This is a genomic window from Chryseobacterium sp. L12 (genome assembly GCF_056133985.1).
Genome location: NZ_JBVYOF010000019.1, coordinates 76209 through 101260, shown reverse-complemented (window position 1 = coordinate 101260; position 25052 = coordinate 76209). Strand labels below are relative to the sequence as shown.

The window sequence follows — 25052 nt, the reverse complement described above, 5'->3', positions numbered from 1 at the left end:
TTCTTTTTTTTATCAAATAAATAAGCTTATAACAAATCGTTTTCAGCTGTTAGCCTGAAAACAAGCTTCTAAAGAATAGGTTAATCCATCAACATAAATAAAATTGTTCAAAATTGAACGGTAGAAAAATGATAGCAAATAAAATAAATAACGATAAAATAGGGTTTCAGAAAATCATTGCCGCATTCGGAATTCTTTTGTTTATAGGAAAAATCATTGCCTGGAAACTTACCGATTCCGATTCTGTTTTTTCTGATGCAATGGAAAGTATTGTCAATGTCATCAGTGCATTTATGGGATTGTATTCTCTCTATCTTGCAGCAAAACCAAAAGACGAAGATCATCCTTACGGTCACGGAAAAGTAGAATTTGTAACTTCAGGAATTGAAGGTGCTCTCATTTGTATTGCAGGATTGATGATTATTTATGAAGGAATCAACAGTTTGATTGTCGGCAAGATTTTAAATAAACTGGATTGGGGAATTGCCATCATTGCAGCAACAGCGATAATCAATTATCTTCTTGGATATATCTCCATCGAAAAAGGTAAAAAAGAAAATTCCCTTGTCCTTATTTCTTCCGGAAAACATTTGCAGTCCGACACCATCACTACTTTGGGCGTTGTTGTAAGTTTAATCATTGTATATTTCACCAAGATTTATTGGATTGATTCATTGGTTGCACTCTTATTTGGATTATACATTATTTTCATAGGCTATAAAATCGTCAGAAAGTCTCTGAGCGGAATTATGGATGAGCAGGATCCTGAACTTCTCAATAAAATCATCGAACTCCTGGAAAACAACCGAAAAACAGAATGGATTGATATTCACAACATGAAAATTCAGCAGTTCGGGTCATCCCTTCACATTGATGCGCACATTACACTCCCTTGGTATTACAGTCTTCGTGAAGCTCATAAAGAAATGGAAAATGTAATTCTTCTTCTGGCTAAAAACACCAATAGGACGGTAGAATTTAATTTTCACATGGACGATTGTAAACCCATCTCCTGCTCTATCTGCCAAATCATGGATTGTCCGGTTCGGGAACATCCGTTGGTCAAACGTATACAATGGACTCCCGAAAACGTCACCAGCGTGGAGAAGCATACTACTTTTTGAAGCTGAAATGAAGTTATCTGATATTAAAAGTTATTATTTCTAGTCAACATTTGTTTCCGGTAATAAAACAATGGCACAATCAGAAGAAGAATCAACGGCTGAATGACAAACCGTCTCATGTAAAATGAGAAAAGATATCCTATTTCAAAACGGTTGTAGATACAAAATAGAAATATCGGAAATGTAATAAGGAAAATAATCGTGATCAGTATCGCTCCCTGAATTGTCCATTCTTTATTTTTAAATAAAAAGTGTATAATAACACAGGAAAAAAACAGGTTCAGAATAAATCTGAATATATAATGAATAATCAGCTTACCCCAAACAAACTCCGGAAAAGCAGCACTTTGGTCTGCTTTATGGAAATAATCTAAAAAAGGATCATAGAAGATCTTGTCTTCCAGCATTCTTACGCCTACAAGACCACAAAATCCTATAATAACGAAAAACAAGCTAAGAATTTTCATTTTTTAAAGCGTAAAATTTAATCCAGACCAGCCACAAAACAACCACACTTCCATAAATAACTGCCGGAAAAAAATAATCATGAGCCATTTTTCCATAACTGCTGTAATCACTGTTGATGATATTAAGTCCTACAATGCGAAGTACATTCATCACATAAAGCAAAAGCAGACTTATTCCTGCAAAAACGAAAGTTTTAGTTCCTTTATAAAAAGCAAAAATAAACGCTAAAAACAAAATAAGAATAGATATTGCATTGCAGCCTTCTACCATTCTGCTTACGGCAGTTGTTCTGATATAAAACCATATCTGCTGCTTGGGAACATCATCATAAAGCAAAGTTTTGAAGCCTAAAGTCTCCTGAACAATACGCACATGATCGGCAATCATACGCGAATATGGATCTAAACCTGAATCTTTAAAGCTGTTCAGATAAAACTGATACGCAAAAAGCAACACCAGATAAATAATGATGAAGCGTAAGAGAATTCCCAAAACAGGTTTAAAATCCTTTAGCATGATGCAAATATAAAAATTAGGATTCAAATTAGTATATTTGTTTCAGTATTATGATATTAGAACGCGCAAAATTATTTTTTGAAAATCATTATGATGAAAGATCAACCCGCTTTGCTTCACTGGCACAGAGCGGATCTGCAAGAGTCAATTTTATAGCAGAAAATTCACGAGGCACATTCATCATTACTTATAACGAAAATATCCGGGAGAATGAAAGTTTCATCTATTTTTCGGAAATTTTCACCCAATCTGACCTTAATACTCCAAAAATTTATACAATTTCGGAAGACAGAACAATGTATATTCAGGAATTTCTTGGAAAAAAAACATTATCTGAAATAATTGCAGAACAGGGAACATCTGAAAGCGTAAGATCTCTTATAAAACAATCTCTGGAAAAACTGTTTATACTCCAGACAAAAACTGATGGTAAAATAGACTTCGCCAAAACTTTTGAATACGAAAGTTATGATGAATTACCGGTAATGCATGACTTATATTATTTCAAAAATTTTGTTGCAGACATTTTGGAACTTGAATATCACAAATCATCACTTCTGAAAGAATTTAAAAAAATGGTTAATCTGATTGAAAGTCTGGAACCGAAAGGTTTAATGATTCGTGACTTTCAATCAAGAAACATTATGGTAAATGAACGGAATGAGGTTTCATTCATTGATTATCAGTCGGCAATGAAAGGTCCACTGATGTATGATGTTATTTCTTTTCTGTTTCAGGCAAAAGCCAATTTCTCTGAACATTTTAAAAATGAAATGCTTGAATTTTACATTCAATTATCTGATAATAAAGACGTTCAACATCAACTAAAAAAATCGGTAAACCCTATTAAGATGATGAGATTTCTTCAGGTTTTGGGGGCTTATGGTTTGCGGGGACTCATTCAAAAGAAGCCGCATTTCATTGAAAGCATCGGAAAAGGAGTAGACAACATTACAGAATTTGCTCAAAGCTGGGAAATGATGAGTGATTTTCCTGAGCTTATAAAAGTGATTGAACAGTTAAATTCAGAAAAAACAAAACTGAAAATTGAAAAGATATTAAACCAGTAAGTTTTATATTTAAGAAGTTAAGAATATAAAGCTTCAATTGTCTTATAAAAAACCTTAATGGTCAAAAAATTAAAATCATTAAACAACAAAATGCTGCACATAGACATACATAGTTTTTCCTATAAAAAAGGAGGAATTCCAAAAGATGAAACAGGAAACGGAGGCGGATTTACTTTCGATTGCCGGGGAATTTTAAATCCCGGAAGAGTTGAAGAGTATAAAATTCAGACCGGAAACGACATCGGAGTACAGGAATATCTGGAAACCAAAACAGAAATGCCAAAGTTTTTAGAACTTATTAAAAATCTGGTTTCCATTACGATTGATAATTATCTGGAAAGAGGTTTTGAAAACCTGCAGATCAATTTCGGATGTACAGGCGGGCAACACAGATCGGTCTATTCAGCCATAAAAATCACTCATTTCATAGAAGAAAAGTATGGTGATAAGGTCGAAATCAGCCTGCATCATGATGAGCAGCACCAACTTAATCATCAATAATGATTGATAAATTAAATGATATTAAAAATCTAATGGTCAATCATCGTTCATCACATATCAACAATCAATAATGAAAGCATTAATTTTTGCAGCAGGAAAAGGAACCCGCCTAAAGCCATTTACAGATCATCATCCTAAAGCTCTGGCAAAAGTAAATGGCACAGCACTTCTGGAAAGAAATATCAATTATCTTAAAGGTTTTGGTATTAATGATTTTGTGATTAATATTCATCATTTCGGAGATCAGATTATTCAGTTTCTAAAAGAAAATAATAATTTTAACTGCAAAATTGAAATTTCAGATGAGACGGATGAACTTCTTGAAACGGGCGGCGGTCTTGTTTTTGCCAAAAAATTTCTGAATCATGGCGAAGATTTCCTCATTATGAATGCTGATATTTTAACGGATATCAATATCAACGAATTTGTTAAATATCATAAAGAAATTAAAGATTTTGTTACCTTAGCGGTTTCAGACAGAGAAAGTTCGCGTAAATTACTGTTTAATGAAGATTTGGTTTTACGTGGATGGCTGAATGTGCAGACAGGCGAACAGCGTCTTGCAGAATTTAATAAAGGATTTAAACCTCTTGCATTCAGCGGAGTGCATTGCATTAATCCTATTATTTTTGATAAGATTAAAAGAACCGGAAAATTTTCTGTGATGGAAGAATATCTGGATCTGATGCATACCGAAAAAATTCATGGGTATGTACACAGCAATATTTTGATAGACGTTGGAAGACCTGAATCTGTGGTGGAAGCTGAAAAATATTTTAAATAAACTGAAGATGGAAAATAAAAATACAAAAGACGAAAGCTTAGAAAATGTAGAATTACGGATCGACGAAACCAAACTGCACAATAGTTTAAGACAAAAGACCTGGGACGAAACCATTACTAAAGACAGCTGGATGGTTTTTAAAGTCATGGCGGAATTTGTTGAAGGTTACGAAAAAATGGCGAAAATTGGCCCGTGTGTTTCAATTTTCGGTTCTGCAAGGCTGAAACCAGAAAGCAAATACTATCAGATGGCGGTAGAAATCGCTGAAAAGATTACAAAAATAGGATTTGGTGTCATTACCGGAGGAGGACCGGGAATTATGGAAGCCGGTAACAAAGGAGCATTCAATGCACAGGGAAAATCCATAGGATTAAATATTGATCTGCCTTTTGAACAGCATTTCAATCCTTACATCAACAAAATGTATTCGCTGAATTTTGATTATTTCTTTGTAAGAAAAGTAATGTTTATAAAATATTCGCAGGGATTTATCGTTATGCCGGGCGGATTTGGCACTTTAGACGAACTTACTGAAGCCATAACTTTAATTCAGACCCTCAAAATAGGAAGATTCCCGATTGTCTTGGTGGGTACAGAGTTTTGGAGTGGTCTGTTAGACTGGTTCAAAGCAACATTGCTCAAAGAAGGTATGATCTCTGAAGGCGATCTTGATCTGTACCGTGTAGTAGATACTGCCGATGAAGCAGTAGCACACATCAAGGCTTTTTACGATAAATATTCTGTAAATGTTAACTTTTAATTGGCATATTATTTGAGCCTGTTATAAACTAAGCAATATGCTGAAAATCTAACAATTGAGATGAAAAGATTATTCTATATTTTGAGTGCACTTACATTAATAATAATGATGAGTTTTAATGTTGCAGACTTCTACTCTTCTATGACTAAAGTTGATTATATCGACGGAAGCAAGACCCTGAAGTTTACAACGAAGATGAATACGAGCCATATTTCCGATGCTATAAAAATCAATAGAAATACAGCCGGATTTGAGGCAGAAGTAAAAAAATATGTTAATAATAATTTTGACGTATTTGTGAATGATGCTCCAAAAAACCTGACCTTTACAGGAAGTCAGGTAAGCGGAGAAACAGTCTGGGTTTATTTTGAAACATCCGGAGTTTCGGATATTAACAGTCTGAAAATTAAAAATACCATACTTTTGAGTGCTTTTCCGAAGCAGATTAACCTTGTCAACATTGCTTACAAAGGAAATCTGAGAACGATGAATTTTCAGCGCGGAAAGGAAGTAAATGAAGTTACTTTTTAAAAACCTATATTAAATAGCAAAAGTCGGCAATATCAATATTGCTGACTTTTTTGTTTCAATAACTCAAGTAAATTTTGTTATAAATAAAGACTTATTATTAAGTATAACAAGTCTTTATAATGTCTCCATGATGTTAAATTTACTTTTGCATTATTTAAAGTTATTAGTTAACAAAAAATCCTCTTTCAGATAAAAGAGGATTCACTGCATTATGCACATTCAACTCCGCATTCTAGAGAGCAAAGTAAAACACCTGATGTTGTTGGTTTATCATAGCAGCCTTTTGTGCGATGACATTTTGTTACACATTGTGTAGGTGTTTCGGCTAAACTTTCAACAGTTTTTTCCGGACCGTTCAGTAGTGCTTTCAGATTAGCAATTGTGGATTCAGAAATTTCCTTATCTTCAATCGCATAATATGTTGCTATAGGTTTTTCATCTTTATCGAAAACTACTTTAAAATAAAAACCTTCACCTTTTGAATTTTCTTTATAAATTACATAAAAAGCCTCGCCTATCTCATCAGAATTTTTGCTGAGCATATTAAATTTCTTATTTTTTGGCTGCTCATTCTTCTTGAAAGAGCTAAAATAGTCTCTATCATTCCCAGTAGTTATATTATTTTCTGCTTTTATTGTTATAAATGCAAAAAATAAAAAAACCATTGTTATTAAAATATTCTTTTTCATAATAGTAAGTTGTTTTTAAAGTTCAATTTTATTTTCTTTTTTATACTCTTCGATCATTTTTTTTTGAGTTTCGCCGAGCATTTTTCTCATATCCACGATGTTACCGTTTGCATCCTTTTTTTCATAAATCTGATGAGCATTCATTAATTCAAACATTCTCTTTAAAGGAGCCTGAACGTGGTTTTTTCTCATTTCAATAAATTTATCTCTTGTGGTTTCAATATACCTGCCTTTCGTGATACGTTCGTTAATAGAGATTTTTTTCTCCTTAGAAATACCGACTGCTAAAAAATGATGATCATTTTTCTCATCAAAAATTTCAAGAATTAAACCTGGTAATCCAAAAAATTTATACGGACCATCTTGTACAGGAACTTCTGATGTGAAATAAGCCTTATAACTTCTGCCTGCATAATTTACTGTAGCCGAAACTGTCTGAAATCCCATAATTTCTTTGCTTTCTTTACCTACATTCCATTTAAGTTCAGGCTTTTCATTATACTTAAATTCATGTTCATCAAATTCATCAGAATAATAGGTAATCTCTTTATTTAATACATTTTTTTTTATAAAACATCCAAGTAAGTCAGCAGGTAAAGCTTTAAAATTAATCTTCTTGCCCTGCTTTTCATCAGCTGCCATAATAGAATCACATAAATAAGGTGCCTCACTGAAAAAAGTAGAATAATCTTCTTCAATATTCAAAAATGTAGTCTGAGAAATTATTTTTGTGCTGTCTTTTTCTGCGTGCTTGAAATAGGCATATTGAACAACAAAAGATTGTCCTTTTGCATAATAAATGAAACTTAAAAAAAACACAAGTAAAATCGAAGTATTTTTCATAATTAAGCACCACTACATTCTAAAGCACAATCTAGTGCACACAATGCTGTTCCTACTTCAGTAGGCTTGTTATAGCAATCCCATTTAGCAGTACAGTTTGAAACACAATTACCTGTACTTAATACAGGACCGGATGCCCCACCTCTTAAAGAATTTGCAGATGAAATAATTTGTAAAAGATTTGCCTCTATATTTTCTTTATTTGAAAATAATATCTTTTCTATATTTTTATGATTACCTAAAACTTCCACAGAAAAAGATGTTACTTTGCCTAAAAAACCTTCTCCAACAGAAACTTTCAAATCATACACTTTATCATTATACTTTTTCTGTATAATTACGGTATTGATTTTAATCTCTTTGAGTTCGTTTTTATAAATGAGCAAATTATCACCACAATAGTGAAAGCTAAAAACCAATAGAGCTAAAAATAAAAAAAATTGTTTTTTCATAATAATTTAAATTTAATGTTTGTTAAATAAATTTTTGATCTCAGCTAATGAATTACGTACTTCATTAACTTTTGATTTACATCAATATTGATATTCAAAAATATCAAACCTATTTGAAATAATTCTAAGGTTTTTATGTGAATTTTATGTGAATGTCAAAGCATAATTTATATCTTTGTAATAACCAAAAACATTAATTATGATAAAAAATAAACTTATAAAAGCGCGAAAGGCTAAATATACTCAGGATAATATGGCTAAATTACTACATATGACACAATCTCAATATCAAAGAAGAGAAAAGGGAGAGATTAAGATCTCAGACGAAGAATGGGAACGTATAGCCAAAGTATTAGATACTAATGTTGAAGATATTAAAGAGGACGATTCTGTAATTCATCAAGTAAATAACTATGATAATCAATCTGGAAATTACTCTGCAAGCAATAATTATTTTCATAATATTCCTGATTTTATTTTAGATAACCAACAAGATTATATAACTCTGCTTAAGGAACAAAATCAATTGTTAAAAGAAGAAAATTTAAGACTTAAAAACGATCTTGAAATTGCCAAGGGAAATAATAAATAATAAAAAGGAAATATTTCGTTCTTTAAAGCTTAGGCTAAAAACATAAAAAAGTCCGTTTCACCAATAATGAAACGGACTTCTTATTTGTAAGCAAAAAAGATTTAGTTAATCAAATCAAATTTTGCATATTCAGCAATTTTCTTTGGAAGTTTTATACCTTCTTCTGTTTGGTTGTTCTCTAACAAAGCCGCCATAATTCTTGGTAGTGCCATTGCAGAACCATTTAGTGTGTGAACAAGCTGAGATTTTCCGTCTGCTTTATAACGACATTTCAATCTATTTGCCTGAAACGTTTCAAAATTGGAAACAGAGCTTACTTCAAGCCATTTTTCCTGTGCTGCACTCCATACTTCAAAATCATACGTCATAGCAGAAGCAAAACCTGTATCTCCGCCACACAGTCTTAAAACTCTGTACGGAAGTTCTAGATCTTCCAGAATTTCCTTGATATGGTCTACCATCTCTTCCAGAACAGCGTAAGAATTTTCTGGCTTTTCGATTCTTACGATTTCTACTTTTTCAAACTGATGAAGACGGTTCAGACCTCTTACATGAGCTCCGTAACTTCCTGCTTCTCTTCTGTAGCACTGAGAGAACGCCGTATTTTTAATAGGAAGATCTTTTTCATCCAGTAAAACATCGCGGTAAAGATTGGTAACCGGAACTTCCGCTGTAGGAATCAGGTATAAATCATCCAGACCAATGTGATACATCTGCCCTTCTTTATCCGGCAACTGACCCGTTCCATATCCTGAAGCTTCGTTTACCACATGAGGAGGATTAACTTCCACATAACCCGCATCTACATTTTTATCTAAGAAATACTGCACCAAAGCTCTCTGCAATCTTGCGCCTTTGCCAAGATACACCGGAAACCCTGCTCCGGCAATCTTTACTCCTAGTTCAAAATCAATCAGATTATATTTTTTTGCCAGTTCCCAGTGAGGAATAGCTCCTTCACCCAAACCTTCAACATCATGAGACTGATAAATAATTTCGTTATCTTCAGCAGAAGTTCCGTTTTTCACCAGTTCGTTGGGAATATTGGGAATCTGATAAAGAATATCAAGTAAAGCTTTTTCTTTAATTTCTAGCTGTGACTGCAGTTCTTTGCTCGACTCTTTATACTGCGCTGTTTTAGATTTGGATGCTTCAGCTTCTTCTTTTTTTCCTTCTTTCATCAGCATACCAATCTCTTTGGAGATTTTATTGATTTCTGACAATTGGGAATCCAATTCAAACTGAATTTTTTTTCTCTGTTCATCGGTAGCAATAGCTTCGTCTACCAGATCAAGATGCCTGAACTGTCTTTTCTTAAGACCTTCTAAAACGCGTTCTTTATTGTCGCGCAAAAACTGAACCTGTAACATTTGTTGTTGGGTGTTAGATGTTTGTTGTTGGGTGCCGCATGACTCTATCATCATGCTTCCATCATCCAACAGAATTTTGCAAATTTAAGATTATTTTACAATTGTAACTATATTTGGCTGATCTGCCGTTTTTGAAAATTTCAAAACTTTATTGTAATATACCTCCGAGACCTCAAAAACAGCAGGTGTCATTCTGTAAAAAATCTGCATCGTATCTCTTTCCACAGGAGCAAATTCTGTATTAGATATTTTTTTTGTTAAGGAAAACTGTATTTCAGAGCGGTATATTTTGTTACCATCTGCCGACTCTGAAACCAATTGTCGGGTAGCTCCCGCAAGATATTCCATATAATAAGTAGAATCAGAAAGCATCTGTCTTGAAAAACTGACGCTGGCTACATCGGTAGGAGCAAGCTCGTCATTCCATGTAATCCCGGAGTAAGCTCCTGTTTTTGTAGGATTCACAAGGTCTTTTCCCGAAGCATCCTTCATGAAAATCTGAAGCTTCTGATCTATTTTCTGCAGAGAATCTTCGTCGCTTCCGCAACTTACCAATGCAAAACCAATCAATATATAAGCAAGAAAATGTTTCTTCATGATACAAAGTTACTTTATTTTAGTTTTCGAAGATAATTCAGGAAAGAAAACATCAGAAAAATCCCCATTAAAGTAAGAGATACGCTCATCGCTATTGCCATTCCCTCAAGTCCTTTTTTTGGCACGAACAAAAATGCAAAAAAAACTAAAATAATAATAGAAAGAGCAGAATGCAATGTATTTTTTTTCATCATTCCGACTGCCGCCAAAAGATTCCCGTACAAATTTCTCAACAGCATACTTCCACAAAATGCCAGAAGAAACAAAGAGAAAACGAAAGAATTATCCATATATTCAGCTCCAAAAAATATTTTCATGACAAAGCCGCTCAAAAGATACCCTGAAACAAATATTGCTGCTGAAACCGGAATGAAGATTTTGTAATAATTGAATATATAGTTCTTCAGGAACTCCTTATTTCTGAAGTTTTTCGCCAAAACAGGATAGTCGCTCTGCATAAAAGAAAGTGCCAGAAAAGTAATGTTAGAAGGGATGAGTATCGCTATTTTGTAATTAGCAACTGTATTTTCATCTTTAAAAAAACTCAGCAGCAGAATATCCACAGAAAAAAAAGCATCCGAAAGCAAAGCTGTTGCAGATGCGTGCAGTGCAAAAGACCAAATTTCTTTTTTTCTGAACTGCTGTAATTGTGAAGCAGCATTTTTAATTGATCCCTTAAACCAGAAAAGCGAAATAAAAGGTGCCGCTGCATTGGCAATCAGATAACCTAAAATTCCCCAATAATAGGTTAGCAAAAGCATCATCAGCAATCCCGAAATATTAACAACATTATTCATTCTTGCAAAATCTCTGTTTTTGAAATGAATGCGTCTTTCGGACTGAATATGATAGAAAAAATAAACTCCTATTAAGCGGATTGTAAAAAAAGAAAAAATTAAAAATATATGAGAATACTGATTGACATAAATGAATGCAAAAAGAAAAAAAACAGCACTCAATAAGAGCTGATTAATAAATCCCTTTTTGAAAAGATAATCAGACAGATCGTTTTTGGCTTTTTCGTCCTCACACAACGACCCGAATCTCATCAGGCTTTGTGTACTTCCAAAACCGCTGAACGGGGCAAAAACAGCAAAAACTGTTGCCGCAATAGTCAGTACTCCAAATTCATTTTCAGGTAAAATCCTGATCATCAAAACCGAACCTGTAAAAGCACATATTTTAGCGATCAGTAAAGACAAAAACACAAACTGACCGTTGTTTTTGAGAAATGCTTTTATAAATTCCAACAAACTTTTCATTTCAAACGGTCAAAATATTTTAAGATGAAATCACAACTTTCTGATAAATATGATCAAAAAGTCCAGCTATTTTTTTTGCTGAAAAATTTTCTTCTACATATCGGTGAAGATCTTCTGAAGAATCAGTCTTGTAGTTTCCGTTTAAAACTGTAAGCATTGCTTTGTACAAATCATCTTCGGACTGACTAATAACAATACCGTGGTTTTGCTTAATAATCTCAGGAATAGCTCCTACTTTTGTGGCAATTACGGGAACACCGGATGAAAGAGATTCCAGTAAAACACAGGAAAAACTCTCATAATCACTGAAAAGCACAAAACAATCACTCTCCCTCATTTTTTGTGCAGCTTCCTGATGAGAAATTTCACCAAAAACCTTTATAAAATCTTCAGCTTTGTTTCTTTTGACTAAATCAGCCAATCTTTCATAATCTCCGTCACCGCCAATTTGAAGTTCAAAATTATCGGAATTTTTTCTCAATCTTAAAGCTGCATTAATGATCGAATCAGGATTTTTTAACGGAATTAAATTGGAAAGATGAAAAAAACTGAATTTTGATTTTTCCTTTTTTTCCGGATAGAAAATCTGAGTATTGATAACATTCCCAACTACCGCAAACTGATTTCCAATGCCTAATTCCTTTAGACTATTCATTAGAATATGGCTTACAGGCAATACAATAGCCGCATTTTTCGCAATTGTTTTCGCTAAAAACTTTTCGCCAAATGATAACTTTGAACGATTGACCGGGAGAAAACCTGACCAATGTTCTGAAATCACAAACGGAATCTGATACTTTTTCTTTAAAAACACAGCAAACAACATAGATTTTTGAAGGATATTGGCATGAACCAAATCGGGTTTATGCATCATTCTGAATCCATTAAAATATGCTTCCATCCTTCGCATAAAGTTGAGAGCAGGATTTGACGAATTTCTGTAATACACAACAAGCGTTCTGATTCCGTTGATGTATTGATCATCAAATATGAACTTCTCGTTTTGTGAAGGATCACCAATTGCATGAAGAATTTCTACCTCATGCAGCAGCGCAACAGATTCTGCATGTCTTTGTACAAAATTTCCGTTGGTAGATTCCAGTTTGTTGGGAAACCATGATGAAATAAAAAGGATTTTCATTTACCGTTACTTGATCGAAGCTGCCCAACTTCTTTCCAAAGGGAGAAGAAAATGGCTGATAAAATCAAGATAAGTATTTTTTGAAAAGTCAAAAATCTGAATATCAGAAGAAAGCTCATTATTTCTCAGTTTGGCTTTAAAATCCTGAAGCTTTAATGTTTTTACCTCACCGTCTTCTACAAAGCTTGCTTTCATCCTGTCAAACAATCCCAACTGGAATTCATCATCAATCTCCCGCATTATTTTTCCTAAAGCATCAATACTGCAGCCAGAAGCGGCTTCTTTTTCTTCGTCTACACAAACTATAATAAACTGATTTTTCTCAATCTTAAAAGATGAAGAAAGCGGCTTTCCGTGAGCTGCCCAACCTGCGAGAAAATCGTACAGCTTTTCGGTGATGGTTTTGGCTTCTTTTGTCGTAAAAGGTCTTGAAGCCGGATATATAATTACTCTGTAGTCGTTGGTTTCTATAATATTAGATTCTTCTATTTTCATATACAGATATTTATTATTGTTTAAAAGTTATTTGGTATCGCCAGATTTTCATGGTTGCCTTTCCAGATCATAGCGATTTCGTTGTTGTAAATTTAGATAAAATTACGGTTTTTTATCAATACTGTAAACTTCTTATGATGCCACAAATTCAAAGACTGCATTATAGGAATTTTCATTTTTGCTGAGGATATTTACCAACTGATAGTTTTTTGCAGTAAAGAAATCTTTAATTTCCTCTTCGCTGTGTCCGGAATTTTTCAAAGCAACATGATTGATTTCAATGATAATTTTTGGTTTGAACGTATTTAAAACTTCGTTCATTCCCAACAATGCAGAAAACTCCCCTCCTTCAATATCTATTTTAATTAAATTAATTTTAGATAGGTTTTTGTTTCTAACATAAGTATCGAGATCTATGCTCTGAACGGTTTCTTTAGCGGTGTAATCCGACAAATAAGAAGAAGCCATTCCTGCATTATCATAAGCTTCATTATAAAAAATTTCCAAAACACCAGGTCCGGAAGAAACGGCAAGATGTTTCAGCGTAACATTTTTTATATTATTTGCTTTTAAATGAGTCTTAAAAATTTGATAATTAGGCTTAAAAGCTTCAAATGCATATACTTTACCTGTTTCACCTGCCAATTTTGACGCATTGAGAGAGAACAAGCCTATATTTCCACCAACATCAATAAAGCAGTCTCCTTCTTTTAGAACATGATATAAATAGTTAATCTCGTTTTTCTCATAATCTCCCAGAAAATAGATCTGCTGCTGAATCCAGTCATCAAGATTTAGATTCATATTAAAAGAATTTCTGTAAAGTACATCTTTTTTTACTCCTCTGAAAGGATGGTAACGGCTAAACAGATACTGATGAAAAGCAAAGTATTTTTCTCTGAAAAAATTAATTTTAAAAATTAATCTGAAAATTGAAGCTAAAATACTTCTCATTTTTATAATTTCTGGGAAGTTAGTATAATAATTAAAAGAAAGCAACTCAAGACTGATCCTGAGTTGCCATATTTTGTAAAGTCAACAGATTACAGATCCTCAGCTTCAGCAAGCAGTTCTACAATATCTTTTACTTCGACCTCTGTATTTTTATTAAAATGTTTCACTCCATCGGTAAGCATTGTGTTACAGAAAGGACATCCTGTTGCAATCACTTTTGGCTCAAAAGATAAGGCTTCTTCTGTTCTTTCAATGTTGATGTCTTTTTTACCTTTTTCAGGTTCTTTAAACATTTGTGCGCCTCCCGCACCACAGCAGAGTCCGTTGGTCTTGCAGCGTTTCATTTCCACCAATTCTGCATCAAGCTTTTCGAGTAATTCTCTTGGCGCTTCATACTCGTTATTGGCTCTTCCCAGATAACAAGGATCATGGAAAGTAATTCTTCTTCCCTTAAATGCACCACCTTCAATCTTCAGTTTTCCTTCTTCCATCAATTGTCTCAGAAACTGAGTATGATGAATGACTTCATAGTTTCCTCCTAAACTCGGATATTCATTTTTAAGCGTATTGAAACAGTGCGGACAAGCGGTGACGATTTTCTTTACTTCATAAGCATTCAGAATTTCAATATTCGTCATTGCCATCATCTGAAAAACAAATTCGTTTCCTGCACGTTTTGCAGGATCTCCGGTACAGCTTTCTTCCTGACCGAGTACAGCGAATTCTACACCGATTTTATTTAATATTTTGCAAAAAGCTTTTGTAATTTTTTTAGCACGGTCATCAAAACTTCCCGCACATCCTACCCAAAACAGAACTTCGGGAGATTTACCTTCGGCAGCATAATCTGCCATTGTTTTTATAGTGAAATCCATTGTATTATAATTTAACAATATAGCAATCTAACAATGTAACAATGGGTAAACTGATACACTGATACATTGGTAAATTTATTAATCTTTTGCCCAATTCAGACGGTCTGCCTGGTTGTATTGCCATGGTGCAGCGTTATTTTCTACATTGGTCATCATCAGATTGAGTTCCTGTGGCGCCGCAGATTGCTCCATAACTAAAAATCTTCTCATTTCAAAAATAATAGAAAGCGGATCTAATAAAACCGGACAAGCTTCTGTACAGGCATTACAGGTTGTACAAGCCCAAAGCTCTTCTTTCGTAATATAATCGTTGAGCAATTTTTTGCCATCATCTTCAAACTTTCCGTTTTTATCAATGTTTCTTCCGACTTCTTCCAGACGGTCTCTGGTTTTCATTAAAATTAACCTCGGAGAAAGTTTTTTGCCAGTAATATTAGCGGGACACACAGATGTACATCTTCCGCATTCTGTACACGAATATGCATTCAGCAGCTGTACCTGATTCAAATCAAATACATCTTCAGCACCAAATTTTGACGGAGTTTCTTCTGTTCCTTCAGCCGGAGCAGCATAAGGATCTGCATTTGGATCCATCATCAGTTTAATTTCTTTCGTAACAGAATCTGAATTGTTGAATTTGCCGTACAAATCAAGGTTTGCATACCAAGTACTTGGAAATGCCAGAATAATATGTAAATGTTTTGAGTAATAAAGATAATTCATGAAGAAAAGAATCCCCACAAAATGAAACCACCACGCTCCTCTTTCAACAACGGCTAAGAAACCATTATCAAAACTGAAAACTTCTAAAAACGGAACCAAAGTCATTTCGCTCACCGGAAAGCTTCCATGTTGTGCCAAAGTACCACTCTGCTGCAAAATGAGATCAGAAGAATTCATGGTGAAAAAAGCAACCATTAAAGCAAACTCAATGATTAAAATCCAGTTGGCATCTTCTTTTGGCCACCCGAAAAGTTCTTTCATTGTCAATCTTTTTACTCCATAAAAGTTTCTTCGGATAAAAAATAGAACAACTCCAATAATTACCAGAAGTGCTAACACTTCTAATGTTGCGGTGAAAAAGCTGTAAAACCCATGTCCGAAAACCTGAGCCAGAAAACGGTGAGTTCCGAAAATACCGTCTACAATAATTTCGATCAATTCGATATTGATGATTACAAAACCTACATAAACAAAAAGGTGAAGTATACCTGCGACAGGTCTTTTCACCATTCTGCTCTGTCCCAGAGCCACTCTTGTCATAGTTGCCCAACGTTCAGATTTTCTGTCACTGCGGTTGATCTCTCTTCCCAGTCTGATGTTTCTGTAAATTTTTTGCAGACTTTTTGCAAAAAGGCCGAAACCTGCAATAAGTAATACCAGAAATAAAATATTATCAAGATATTGCATAAATATAGCTATTAGTCTTTATTATTTTTTCCGAAAACTGAAAAATTGATGTATCTCTTAGGGTTTGCTTTCATATCTTCAATCAAAGAGTTCAGATTTGTGGAAGCAGAATTAAGATTATTATACAACTGATCATCTTTCATAATTTTACCCAAACTTCCTTCTCCCCTGTCAATTCCAGCAACCACTTTATTTAATTGCCCAACAGTTTGATCTAAATTAGCAATGGTCTGATTCAATTGTTTAGTATCAATACTTTCAGCAAGATTCCCGTACTTGTCTAGAGTTACTTTCCCACTCTGCATAGTCATGCTTGCTTCATCCAATACTCTCTGAAGTTTAGGATCATTGTTTCCTACGAGTCTGTTGACACTTCCTGCAGTATTTTCCAGAGCTCCAACAGTTCGGTTCAGATTATGTAGTAAGATTTTTATTTCTTCTCTGTTTTGTGCATTCATGATTTGATTGGCGTTTGCCATCAAAGAATCTACTCTGTGAAGCACAGTCTGAAGCTGATCTTTTACCGGACCTACCTGCGAAGAAAGGCTATTCATCATTCCTAATTTAAAAGCTCCCTTCAGAGTATCCCCATCTTTTGCCGTTGGACCACCGTAGACAAGATTTACTCTCATCTCCTTCCCTGACATCAATCCTGGTTCAAAAATTTCAAGACTTGAGTTTTTTGAAAACTCAAAATTATCATCTACCGTTATTTTAACAATAAAATACAGTCTGCCATCCGAACCTGTCTGCGGAATAATTTTATCAACATGCCCTACTTTGAGACCATTGATTGATACCGGTGAAGACTGCGCCAAACCTTCAACATTGTCGTATTTTGCATAAAAGATATTGTCTGTTGTAAAAAGACTTCTGCCCTTCATAAACTGGAATAAAATAACAAAGCCGACAATGGCCAAAAGTGCTATTAAACCTGCTTTTAATTCTTTACTGAATTTCACTTTCTCAATTTTTTCTAATGTAGCAAATATAGTACATTTATATTAATGTTTTTCTGTATTGCTATGGGTTAAACGTAAAAAAAGTGGCAAAAACTCTGCCACTTTTCTATGTATGATTTAAGAATATTTTACTGCTGATTCCCAAGTTTACTCCAGATTTCGATTCTGTAATCATCAATATCTGCGTTGTCCTGAAGGCTTTTTAACCAAGCCTGTCCAAACATTCCTGAATTTCTTTGGGTAATAGATTCTGTAAATTCTTTTATATCTCCCGGCTGCTTATTAACTGTTTCGCCTTTTTTAACGATAACATAAACCCCGGTTCCGCCTTCAATCGGGTTAGACACTTTTCCTTTTGCGATACCAAATGCAGCTCCTGCAACTTTAGGCTCCATAGCTCCAGCAATATTTGGACTCAGCATATTGATCTGTCCTGATTGTTTTGCAGTTGCAAACATTTTTGCTACCTGATCCAAATTAGCTGTTTTCCCGATCTTTTCTGAGATTTGTTTTGCAGCAAGTTTGTTTTGAACCACCGTTTCAATCTGCTCTCTTACAGATTCAGGATCTGCAAGACCTTTTTCCTGTTTTCCATTCAGATAAACAACAATTTTATCTCCTGTTCCTTCTACATTAAACAATTCAGAATCTCCTTTTTCTCTTTTCTTATCAAAAGCCCAGGCAATAATTTCGGCATCTTTATCCGTTCCCAATCCCTGCAACCTACCGTCAAATCTTTTAGCCGCTTTAGCATTTGAATACTGGAAATTAGATTTTTTAGCAATATTCACAAAATCATTGAATGATTTCCCTAAAACCTGCTGAGCAAATCTTCTGGCTTTTTTATCAACTTCCGTCTCTGTAGCTTCGGAAGGCTTAACTTCTTTTACAACGTGAGCCACTTTATAGCTCATCGTTCCTGCTTTTTTATCTTCTACATTAATGATGTGATACCCGAAACTTGTTTCTGCCAATCCTGTAGAACCTTTTGCGTTTGAAGCAAGGAAGCTTAGGTAACCTGGTGCAAACTGACTTTCAGGAGTCGTCCAGCCAACGCTACCGTTTCTTTCTACTGCGTTAGGTTCATCAGAAAGTTTAAGACCTTCAGCAAATTTTGCAGGGTTTGATTTGATTACCGCCATAAGACTGTCAGCAATTTTCTTAGCCTGTTCTTTAGTTCTTGTTGCAGTAGATCTTTCTGCTCCTTTGTAAGCAATTAAAATATGCTTTGACAAAGTAGAATCTGATGGCTTCTTATCAACCAGCTTAGAAAGCACATAGAAGTTCTGCTCTTTGTATGGTCCGATAACCTGACCTATTGCTGCAGTCCCTATTTTATCTTTCAATGAAGGAGGCATCTGTGTAGATGTGATGTATTGATTATTGTAAGGCATATCAGAATTTGCCATTACAAACATAGAATCGTTTGTCGTATTCTGGAAGTTTTCTTTTCCTCCGCTCGCATCAGTTCCCTGAGAAAAAAGTTTATTGATTTCTCTCTGAACAGCAGCATCGTCTGCCGGACTTGGCTGAGACGGGAAGTATACAATTCCTAAATTTCTGCTTGGTTCTGTTTTGAACATTACCGGATGCTGATTGATGTAATCCTGAAGATCTTTTGTGGTAACTTTAATCTTATTTTTCTGAAGATAAGAAGCGTAATCTACTTTCACAAAATCAATATCTGCAAGCTGATCTCTTTGCTTCATCAATTCTTCAGCTTCTTTTTTTCCTGTGGTTACCCCTGTAGAAATATTGGCAAAAACCTGTCTTGCCATAATCCTGTACTCAATCGTTTTTCTGGTTTTAAGCCACTGATTGTATCCGTCCGGATTTGTATTTTGTAAAGTTTCTACTTCTTTTTTAAGTTCCTGAAGTTTAAAATTGCCTTTCTCATCAAACAACTGCTGATTTTGAGCAAACATCTGATCATACTGAATCTGACTCCAGAACAAATCATCCGTCATCTCGAAGCCCATTTTTTCAAACTGCTGCTTTATTAGCTTAGACTGTACCAAAAGCTGCCAAGCCTGTTCTTCAAGACCGTTTTTAGGCTGCCCTTGCTGATCTGCCTGCTGCTGCAATACGAAAAGCTGATCGTTAAACTCTTCACGGGTGATTTTCTCACCATTTACTTTACCTAAAACATCAGGGTTTTTACCAAAAACCTTATCAATGCTTTCAGGATTTACCAAAAAAGCCAAAAGAGCCAGTGCGATTACTCCCATCAAAAGCCAAGGTCTACTTCTAATCTGTCCTAAAATTGCCATTTTATAAATATAGTTTTTATATCAGTGTGCGAAAATACACATTTTTAAGAAATTACAGAAATATAAGTTGTGTTTTTAAATTTTAAAATTCAAATACATTTAAAATGGAAATTTTGACCACATTTCTTGATGATTAAGAAATGGCATTAATCTTGACAATCTTTCTCACACTTTGTACAAACACTTCTTTAAGAGAAGATTTCGTAAAAGCACTATAAATACTTTAATTATAAATGACAATTTGTCATTCAATTTATTATGACAGAATTTGAAGATATAAATTTTGATGATATCATCGGTGACGGTTTCAATATTGTTGCTGAAGAAATCAATTTATCTGATTTGGACATAAATCAGGAAAACCAGTTTCCGCAGAATATTTTTCCTATTCTCCCGGTGAGAAACATGGTTATGTTTCCCAATGTTGTCATTCCGATTACTGCCGGAAGGAAAAATTCTATTAAGTTACTGGAAGAAGCTCAGCAAAAAGGAGAGTTTATAGGGATTGTAAGTCAGAAAAATTCAGACATTGAACAGCCTAATGAAAAAGATCTTTATCAGATCGGGACTTTAGCCAAGATCATTAAAATCATTAAGCTTCCTGAAGGAAATATAACTGCTATTACCAAAGGTTTCCAAAGATTTAAAATTAAAAACATTACAGAAACAAAACCTTATTTCAATGCTGAAATCGTTAAGCTGAAAGACACCAAAGCAAAAAATAAGGAAGAATATGAGGCGTTGTTGGAAAACATTAAAGATCTGGCTCTGAAAATTATTGAGCTTGATCCTAATATCCCCAATGCTGCCAATTTTGCAATAAAAAACATCAACAATAATGATGATCTGCTGAATTTTATCTGCACTAATGCTAATTTCCCTTATTCTGATAAGCAAAAGCTTCTTGAGGAGAAAAACCTTATGGAAAGAGCAAACAAATGCTATGAAATGATGCATGCAGATTTCAGAAAGCTCGAACTCAGAAATCAGATCCATCAGAAAACATCAAAAGATCTTGATAGACAGCAGAGAGAATATTTCCTGAATCAACAAATCAGAACAATTCAGGATGAGTTGGGAGGCGGACCGGAAAGTGATGTTGAAGAGCTGCAAAAAAAAGCTGCTGAGAAAAATTGGAAACCAGAGGTTGAAGAGCATTTCCAAAAAGAGATTAACAGACTTCAAAGACAAAATCCCAATTCTCCGGATTATAACGTGCAGAGAAATTACCTTGATTTCTTCACCGATCTTCCGTGGGAAACTTTCACAAAGGACATTTTCGACATAGAAAAAGCCCAGAAAGTTTTAGACAAAGCACATTTTGGACTGGAAGACATCAAAAAAAGGATTTTGGAACATATGGCTGTTCTGAAACTTAAAAACAATATGAAATCGCCTATTTTATTATTGGTAGGACCTCCCGGAGTTGGTAAAACTTCATTAGGGAAATCTGTTGCCGATGCTTTAGGAAGAAAATATGTACGTGTATCTTTGGGCGGACTTCATGACGAGAGTGAGATCCGTGGTCACAGAAAAACCTATATTGGTGCGATGGCAGGAAGAATTCTTCAGTCTATTAAAAAGGCAGGAACATCAAATCCGGTAATTGTTCTGGACGAAATTGATAAAGTAGGTAAAGGAATGCATGGTGATCCGAGTTCGGCTTTGCTGGAAGTTTTGGATCCTGAACAGAATAGTTCTTTTTATGATAATTTCCTTGAGATGGGCTATGACTTGTCTAAAGTGATGTTTCTGGCAACAGCAAACTCTCTTTCTACAATTCAGACTCCGCTTTTAGACAGAATGGAAATCATTCAGATTTCTGGCTATACGCTCGAAGAAAAAATTGAAATTGCCAAAAGACATTTAATCAAAAAACAACAGGAAGAAAACGGCTTGAATGCAAAATCATTCAAACTTGGAAATCCTGAACTGAAACATATTATTGAAGCACACACTTCTGAAAGCGGTGTGAGAACTTTAGAAAAAAGAATTGCTGCCATCGCTCGTTGGGTCGCCCTACAAACTGCTTTGGTAAAGGAATACGATGCAAGAATTTCAATTGAAAAGGTTGACGAAATCTTAGGTGTTCCCAGACCGAAAAGCCTGTCAGAACTAACAGACGTCCCGGGAGTTGTAACCGGCTTAGCGTGGACAAGCGTTGGAGGTGATATTTTATTTATTGAAAGCATCATCAGCAACGGAAAAGGAAATCTTACCATGACCGGAAATCTCGGAACCGTAATGAAAGAATCTGCAACGATTGCTCTTGAGTACATTAAAGCAAAACATCTTGATCTGGGAATTGATGAAGAGCATATTGAAAAGAAAAATATCCACGTGCACGTTCCGGAAGGCGCAACACCAAAAGACGGACCATCTGCAGGAATTGCAATGCTGACCTCAATGGTTTCTTCGTTTACCAACAGGAAAGTGAAACCTCATCTTGCCATGACAGGGGAAATTACATTACGCGGAAAAGTACTTCCTGTAGGTGGAATTAAAGAAAAACTACTCGCTGCAACAAGAGCCGGGATAAAAGAAGTGATTCTTTGTGAAGCCAACCGAAAAGATGTGGAAGAAATAAAACAGGATTATCTTAAAAACCTCAAAGTACATTATGTAGGATGGATGAGAGAAGTTCTGCAAATTGCTCTTGAAAAGTAATATGTATTGAACCTTATAAAAATTAAAGCACGTTTTTTAAAGACGTGTTTTTTGTTTGAAATACTTAATATTATTTTAAAAAAATACATTTCAAATCAGCTGCATTTCATTATTTTTATACAGTAGAATATCTTTTATGAATTATTTTAAACTCCCATTCCTCACGAGACTTACATTAGCGGTGGTTTCTATCATCGGAATCGGCTATCTTATAAAGTTGGGACAAAGCATTTTGGCTCCGTTTTTTCTGGCATTCTTAATGGCAATGATCTTTTTACCTATTGCCAATTTTTTAGAAAAGAAATTAAAATTTCCGAGATCATTTTCTACTATTCTGTCTGTGATGATGTTACTCATTATTCTTACCGGAATGATTTTTTTCTTCGGCTCTCAGCTATCCAGTTTCAGCAGGGATATTCCGCAGCTTACCGCTCAGGCAACCAATGTTTTTCATGATCTGCAAAAATGGGTATCCAAAACATTCAATGTAAAAATTGATGAGCAGTTTACTTATCTGGATCAGGGTTTGAAGAAACTTCTGTCTTCTACAGCAATAATTTTAGGGTTTACTTTAGGGATATTTTCGAGCAGTCTCGGTTTTTTAGCATTCTTCATTGTATTTTTTATTTTCATTTTAAATTACAGAAGAATACTTAATAACTTTATTATCAATGTTTTTAATGAAAAACATAAAACAAGCGTTCAGGAAGCTGTTGCAGAAGTGAGAATTATGACAAAACGATACATAGTCGGGTTATGTCTTCAGATCATCATTGTTTCTATTCTTACTACAGCCCTTTTGACCATTTTAGGAGTAAAATATGCAATTTTGCTTGGTGTTCTGACAGGTCTTCTGAATGTAATTCCTTATATCGGAATTTTCATATCAATGATTATTTCCTCTTTTATTGCTTTTGCAACAGGCACTTTATCAAGCTGTATTTATGTCGCCATTGGTTATGTGGTTGTACATGCCATAGACGGGAATATCGTTCTTCCTTTTGTTGTGGGTTCCAAAGTAAAAATCAATGCTTTGTTTTCTTTTATCGGAATTTTGGTTGGCGAACATCTTTGGGGAATTTCAGGTATGTTTCTTTGTATTCCTGCTATTGCCATTCTTAAAATTATTTTCGAAAGGGTAGAAAGCTTAAAACCCTGGGGAAAACTTTTAGGTGAAGAAGAAAAACCAAACAAAAAGAAAAAAAGCTATAAAATTTCTAAGAATATTACTTTGAAGGAAATGGATTAGAAAACAATGGTCAATGATGAATTTGCTTTGCAAATGAATTTAAAAACTGACAACCAATGCAAATTGACTACTGACCATTCATATCATTTTCACACAAATGCGCTGAACCCTGTAATAGATCTTCCGACAATCAAAGAATTGATTTCTTTTGTGCCTTCATAAGAATAAATAGCTTCGGCATCGGCAACAAATCTTGCTACATCATATTCCAGCAAAATCCCGTTTCCGCCCATTACTTCCCGCGCTCTGGAAACCACGTCTCTTGTTCTCATGGTACAGAAAACTTTGGCTAAAGAAGCATGCTCGTCTTTCAGAATTCCTTCATCCTGCATTTCTGAAAGTCTGAAAACCATGGTCTGCATTGCTGTCAGGTTTGAGAGCATTTCTACCAAATGCCCCTGAATCATTTGGAAAGAAGCGATCGGCTTACCAAACTGTTCTCTTTTTCTTGTATAATCTAATGCACTTTCATAAGCTCCTCTTGCACAACCTGTCGCCATCCAGGCAACTCCGGCTCTCGTCATTTGCAGGACTTTAGCAGTATCTTTGAATGAGTTGGCATTTTGCAATCGGTTTTCTTCTGTGATTAAACAGTCTTTTAAAGTAATCAATCCGTTTTGAACAATTCTCAGAGCCATTTTACCTCTAATTTTTTCTACAGAATATCCAGGGTTATCTTTTTCAACAATAAAGCCTTTTACTTCACCATCATCTAAATCTCTTGCCCAAACAATAATCAGATCAGCAAACGTAGCATTTCCGATCCATTTTTTCTGTCCGTTCAGTATCCAGCCTTCAGGTGTTTTTTTGCAGGTTACTGTTAGACCTCCTGCAGCGCCGGAGCCAACTTCAGGTTCCGTTAATCCGAAAGCTCCTATTTTCTCAAACTTCTGCATTTGAGGAAGCCATTTTTGTTTCTGTTCTTCTGAACCGCAAATGTAAATGGAACCCATTGCCAGACCAGACTGTACCCCAAAAAATGTTGCAATAGAAGCATCAATTCTCGCCATTTCCATTGCGATAACTCCTTCCATCAGGAAAGGCATTCCGGGACAGCCATATCCTTCGTAAGTAACCCCGCAGATATTCAGTTTCTGAAATTTAGGGATCAACTCATGTGGAAACTCGTCATGCAGCCAGTAATGATTAACCAAAGGTTTTACTTCTTTTTCCATAAAATCTCTTACTTTAAGCTGCACTTCTCTTTGCTCGGGAGTCAATGTATGCGAAACATCATAAAAGTCTCCGTCAATTGCAGGCAGTTCTTTTTTCTTTTTATTAGGATCCAGCATTTTCATCATTCCTTTCAGCTGTTTGTCATCCAGTTTGGAAAAATTTTCCATCAGTTTGGGAAGATTTACTTTTTGTGAAATTTCGCTGAGCTGATCAAAATCTATTGATTTAAATAATTCTATGGCATTTCTGATTTTGGAAAAAGTTTTAGACATACTAATTGAGATTTAATTTGTA

General features: G+C 34.8%; 25 protein-coding genes. 9 read left to right on the top strand and 16 right to left on the bottom strand.

Annotated features, from left to right (window positions below):
* The first annotated feature begins 128 nt into the window (after window positions 1-128).
* Window positions 129-1124, top strand: a complete 996-nt coding sequence (locus tag AC0NBN_RS12290; RefSeq protein ID WP_143885515.1) for a cation diffusion facilitator family transporter — start codon at window positions 129-131, stop codon at window positions 1122-1124.
* A gap of 23 nt (window positions 1125-1147) precedes the next feature.
* On the opposite strand, the gene AC0NBN_RS12285 is transcribed toward AC0NBN_RS12290, so the two are convergent.
* Complete coding sequence (locus AC0NBN_RS12285) at window positions 1148-1591, bottom strand: exosortase F system-associated membrane protein (protein WP_160813336.1); 444 nt, start codon at window positions 1589-1591, stop codon at window positions 1148-1150.
* The gene (gene xrtF / locus AC0NBN_RS12280; protein ID WP_160813335.1) at window positions 1578-2108 is read right to left on the bottom strand and encodes an exosortase family protein XrtF; all 531 of its coding nucleotides are present in this window, start codon (window positions 2106-2108) and stop codon (window positions 1578-1580) included. The genes AC0NBN_RS12285 and xrtF overlap by 14 nt, the downstream gene beginning before the upstream one ends.
* Before the next feature lie 50 nt (window positions 2109-2158).
* Here xrtF and AC0NBN_RS12275 point away from each other — a divergent pair, with 50 nt between their 5' ends.
* The 5 genes from AC0NBN_RS12275 to AC0NBN_RS12255 all read left to right on the top strand — a co-directional run bounded on the left by AC0NBN_RS12275 (window position 2159) and on the right by AC0NBN_RS12255 (window position 5754).
* On the top strand, window positions 2159-3178 hold the full coding sequence (locus tag AC0NBN_RS12275) for a phosphotransferase (RefSeq protein ID WP_160813334.1): 1020 nt from the start codon (window positions 2159-2161) through the stop codon (window positions 3176-3178).
* A 90-nt stretch (window positions 3179-3268) separates the two neighbouring features.
* A complete protein-coding gene (locus AC0NBN_RS12270; RefSeq protein ID WP_089743536.1) occupies window positions 3269-3679 on the top strand; it encodes a RapZ C-terminal domain-containing protein in 411 nt (136 codons plus the stop codon).
* A 70-nt stretch (window positions 3680-3749) separates the two neighbouring features.
* A complete protein-coding gene (locus AC0NBN_RS12265; protein ID WP_160813332.1) occupies window positions 3750-4463 on the top strand; it encodes a nucleotidyltransferase family protein in 714 nt (237 codons plus the stop codon).
* A gap of 7 nt (window positions 4464-4470) precedes the next feature.
* Window positions 4471-5223: an LOG family protein gene (locus AC0NBN_RS12260; RefSeq protein WP_143885510.1), complete on the top strand. Its 753-nt coding sequence runs from the start codon at window positions 4471-4473 to the stop codon at window positions 5221-5223.
* A gap of 60 nt (window positions 5224-5283) precedes the next feature.
* Window positions 5284-5754 (top strand): DUF6702 family protein, encoded by a 471-nt coding sequence (locus tag AC0NBN_RS12255; protein WP_143885509.1) that lies wholly within the window; start codon window positions 5284-5286, stop codon window positions 5752-5754.
* Window positions 5755-5963: 209 nt separating this feature from the next.
* On the opposite strand, the gene AC0NBN_RS12250 is transcribed toward AC0NBN_RS12255, so the two are convergent.
* The 3 genes from AC0NBN_RS12250 to AC0NBN_RS12240 are packed head-to-tail and all read right to left on the bottom strand — an operon-like array spanning window position 5964 to window position 7738.
* Window positions 5964-6443, bottom strand: a complete 480-nt coding sequence (locus AC0NBN_RS12250; protein WP_160813331.1) for a hypothetical protein — start codon at window positions 6441-6443, stop codon at window positions 5964-5966.
* Window positions 6444-6458: 15 nt separating this feature from the next.
* A complete protein-coding gene (locus AC0NBN_RS12245; RefSeq protein WP_160813330.1) occupies window positions 6459-7286 on the bottom strand; it encodes a GLPGLI family protein in 828 nt (275 codons plus the stop codon).
* Between the two features lie 2 nt (window positions 7287-7288).
* Window positions 7289-7738, bottom strand: coding sequence for a hypothetical protein (locus tag AC0NBN_RS12240; RefSeq protein WP_143882759.1), 450 nt, complete (start codon window positions 7736-7738; stop codon window positions 7289-7291).
* 199 nt (window positions 7739-7937) lie between these two features.
* On the opposite strand from AC0NBN_RS12240, the gene AC0NBN_RS12235 reads away from it, so the two are divergent.
* Window positions 7938-8330 carry a helix-turn-helix domain-containing protein gene (locus AC0NBN_RS12235; protein WP_160813329.1) on the top strand — a complete coding sequence of 131 codons (393 nt, stop codon included), beginning with the start codon at window positions 7938-7940 and terminating at the stop codon, window positions 8328-8330.
* 101 nt (window positions 8331-8431) lie between these two features.
* Here AC0NBN_RS12235 and serS read toward each other — a convergent pair whose 3' ends face one another.
* The 10 genes from serS to AC0NBN_RS12185 form a co-directional block, all read right to left on the bottom strand.
* Window positions 8432-9700, bottom strand: a complete 1269-nt coding sequence (gene serS, locus AC0NBN_RS12230; RefSeq protein WP_160813429.1) for a serine--tRNA ligase — start codon at window positions 9698-9700, stop codon at window positions 8432-8434.
* Between the two features lie 90 nt (window positions 9701-9790).
* On the bottom strand, window positions 9791-10297 hold the full coding sequence (locus AC0NBN_RS12225; RefSeq protein ID WP_160813328.1) for a hypothetical protein: 507 nt from the start codon (window positions 10295-10297) through the stop codon (window positions 9791-9793).
* A 14-nt stretch (window positions 10298-10311) separates the two neighbouring features.
* Complete coding sequence (locus AC0NBN_RS12220) at window positions 10312-11559, bottom strand: oligosaccharide flippase family protein (protein WP_474468481.1); 1248 nt, start codon at window positions 11557-11559, stop codon at window positions 10312-10314.
* Between the two features lie 19 nt (window positions 11560-11578).
* Complete coding sequence (locus AC0NBN_RS12215; RefSeq protein WP_160813326.1) at window positions 11579-12700, bottom strand: glycosyltransferase; 1122 nt, start codon at window positions 12698-12700, stop codon at window positions 11579-11581.
* 6 nt (window positions 12701-12706) lie between these two features.
* Entirely contained in the window at window positions 12707-13195 is a 489-nt protein-coding gene (locus AC0NBN_RS12210; protein WP_160813325.1) for a hypothetical protein, read from the bottom strand.
* Between the two features lie 132 nt (window positions 13196-13327).
* Window positions 13328-14149, bottom strand: coding sequence for an FkbM family methyltransferase (locus tag AC0NBN_RS12205; RefSeq protein WP_160813324.1), 822 nt, complete (start codon window positions 14147-14149; stop codon window positions 13328-13330).
* An 89-nt stretch (window positions 14150-14238) separates the two neighbouring features.
* On the bottom strand, window positions 14239-15024 hold the full coding sequence (locus tag AC0NBN_RS12200) for a (Fe-S)-binding protein (RefSeq protein ID WP_089743511.1): 786 nt from the start codon (window positions 15022-15024) through the stop codon (window positions 14239-14241).
* A gap of 78 nt (window positions 15025-15102) precedes the next feature.
* Window positions 15103-16434 (bottom strand): 4Fe-4S dicluster domain-containing protein, encoded by a 1332-nt coding sequence (locus tag AC0NBN_RS12195; RefSeq protein ID WP_160813323.1) that lies wholly within the window; start codon window positions 16432-16434, stop codon window positions 15103-15105.
* 11 nt (window positions 16435-16445) lie between these two features.
* A complete protein-coding gene (locus tag AC0NBN_RS12190) occupies window positions 16446-17396 on the bottom strand; it encodes an MlaD family protein (protein ID WP_160813322.1) in 951 nt (316 codons plus the stop codon).
* A 128-nt stretch (window positions 17397-17524) separates the two neighbouring features.
* Window positions 17525-19666: a peptidylprolyl isomerase gene (locus AC0NBN_RS12185; protein WP_160813321.1), complete on the bottom strand. Its 2142-nt coding sequence runs from the start codon at window positions 19664-19666 to the stop codon at window positions 17525-17527.
* Window positions 19667-19924: 258 nt separating this feature from the next.
* Between AC0NBN_RS12185 and lon the strand changes: the two genes are divergently transcribed.
* Complete coding sequence (gene lon, locus AC0NBN_RS12180) at window positions 19925-22333, top strand: endopeptidase La (protein ID WP_143882770.1); 2409 nt, start codon at window positions 19925-19927, stop codon at window positions 22331-22333.
* Window positions 22334-22469: 136 nt separating this feature from the next.
* On the top strand, window positions 22470-23582 hold the full coding sequence (locus AC0NBN_RS12175; protein WP_160813320.1) for an AI-2E family transporter: 1113 nt from the start codon (window positions 22470-22472) through the stop codon (window positions 23580-23582).
* A gap of 89 nt (window positions 23583-23671) precedes the next feature.
* Here the strand turns inward: AC0NBN_RS12175 and AC0NBN_RS12170 are convergent, their stop codons facing one another.
* A complete protein-coding gene (locus tag AC0NBN_RS12170) occupies window positions 23672-25030 on the bottom strand; it encodes an acyl-CoA dehydrogenase family protein (RefSeq protein WP_160813319.1) in 1359 nt (452 codons plus the stop codon).
* Window positions 25031-25052 lie beyond the last annotated feature (22 nt).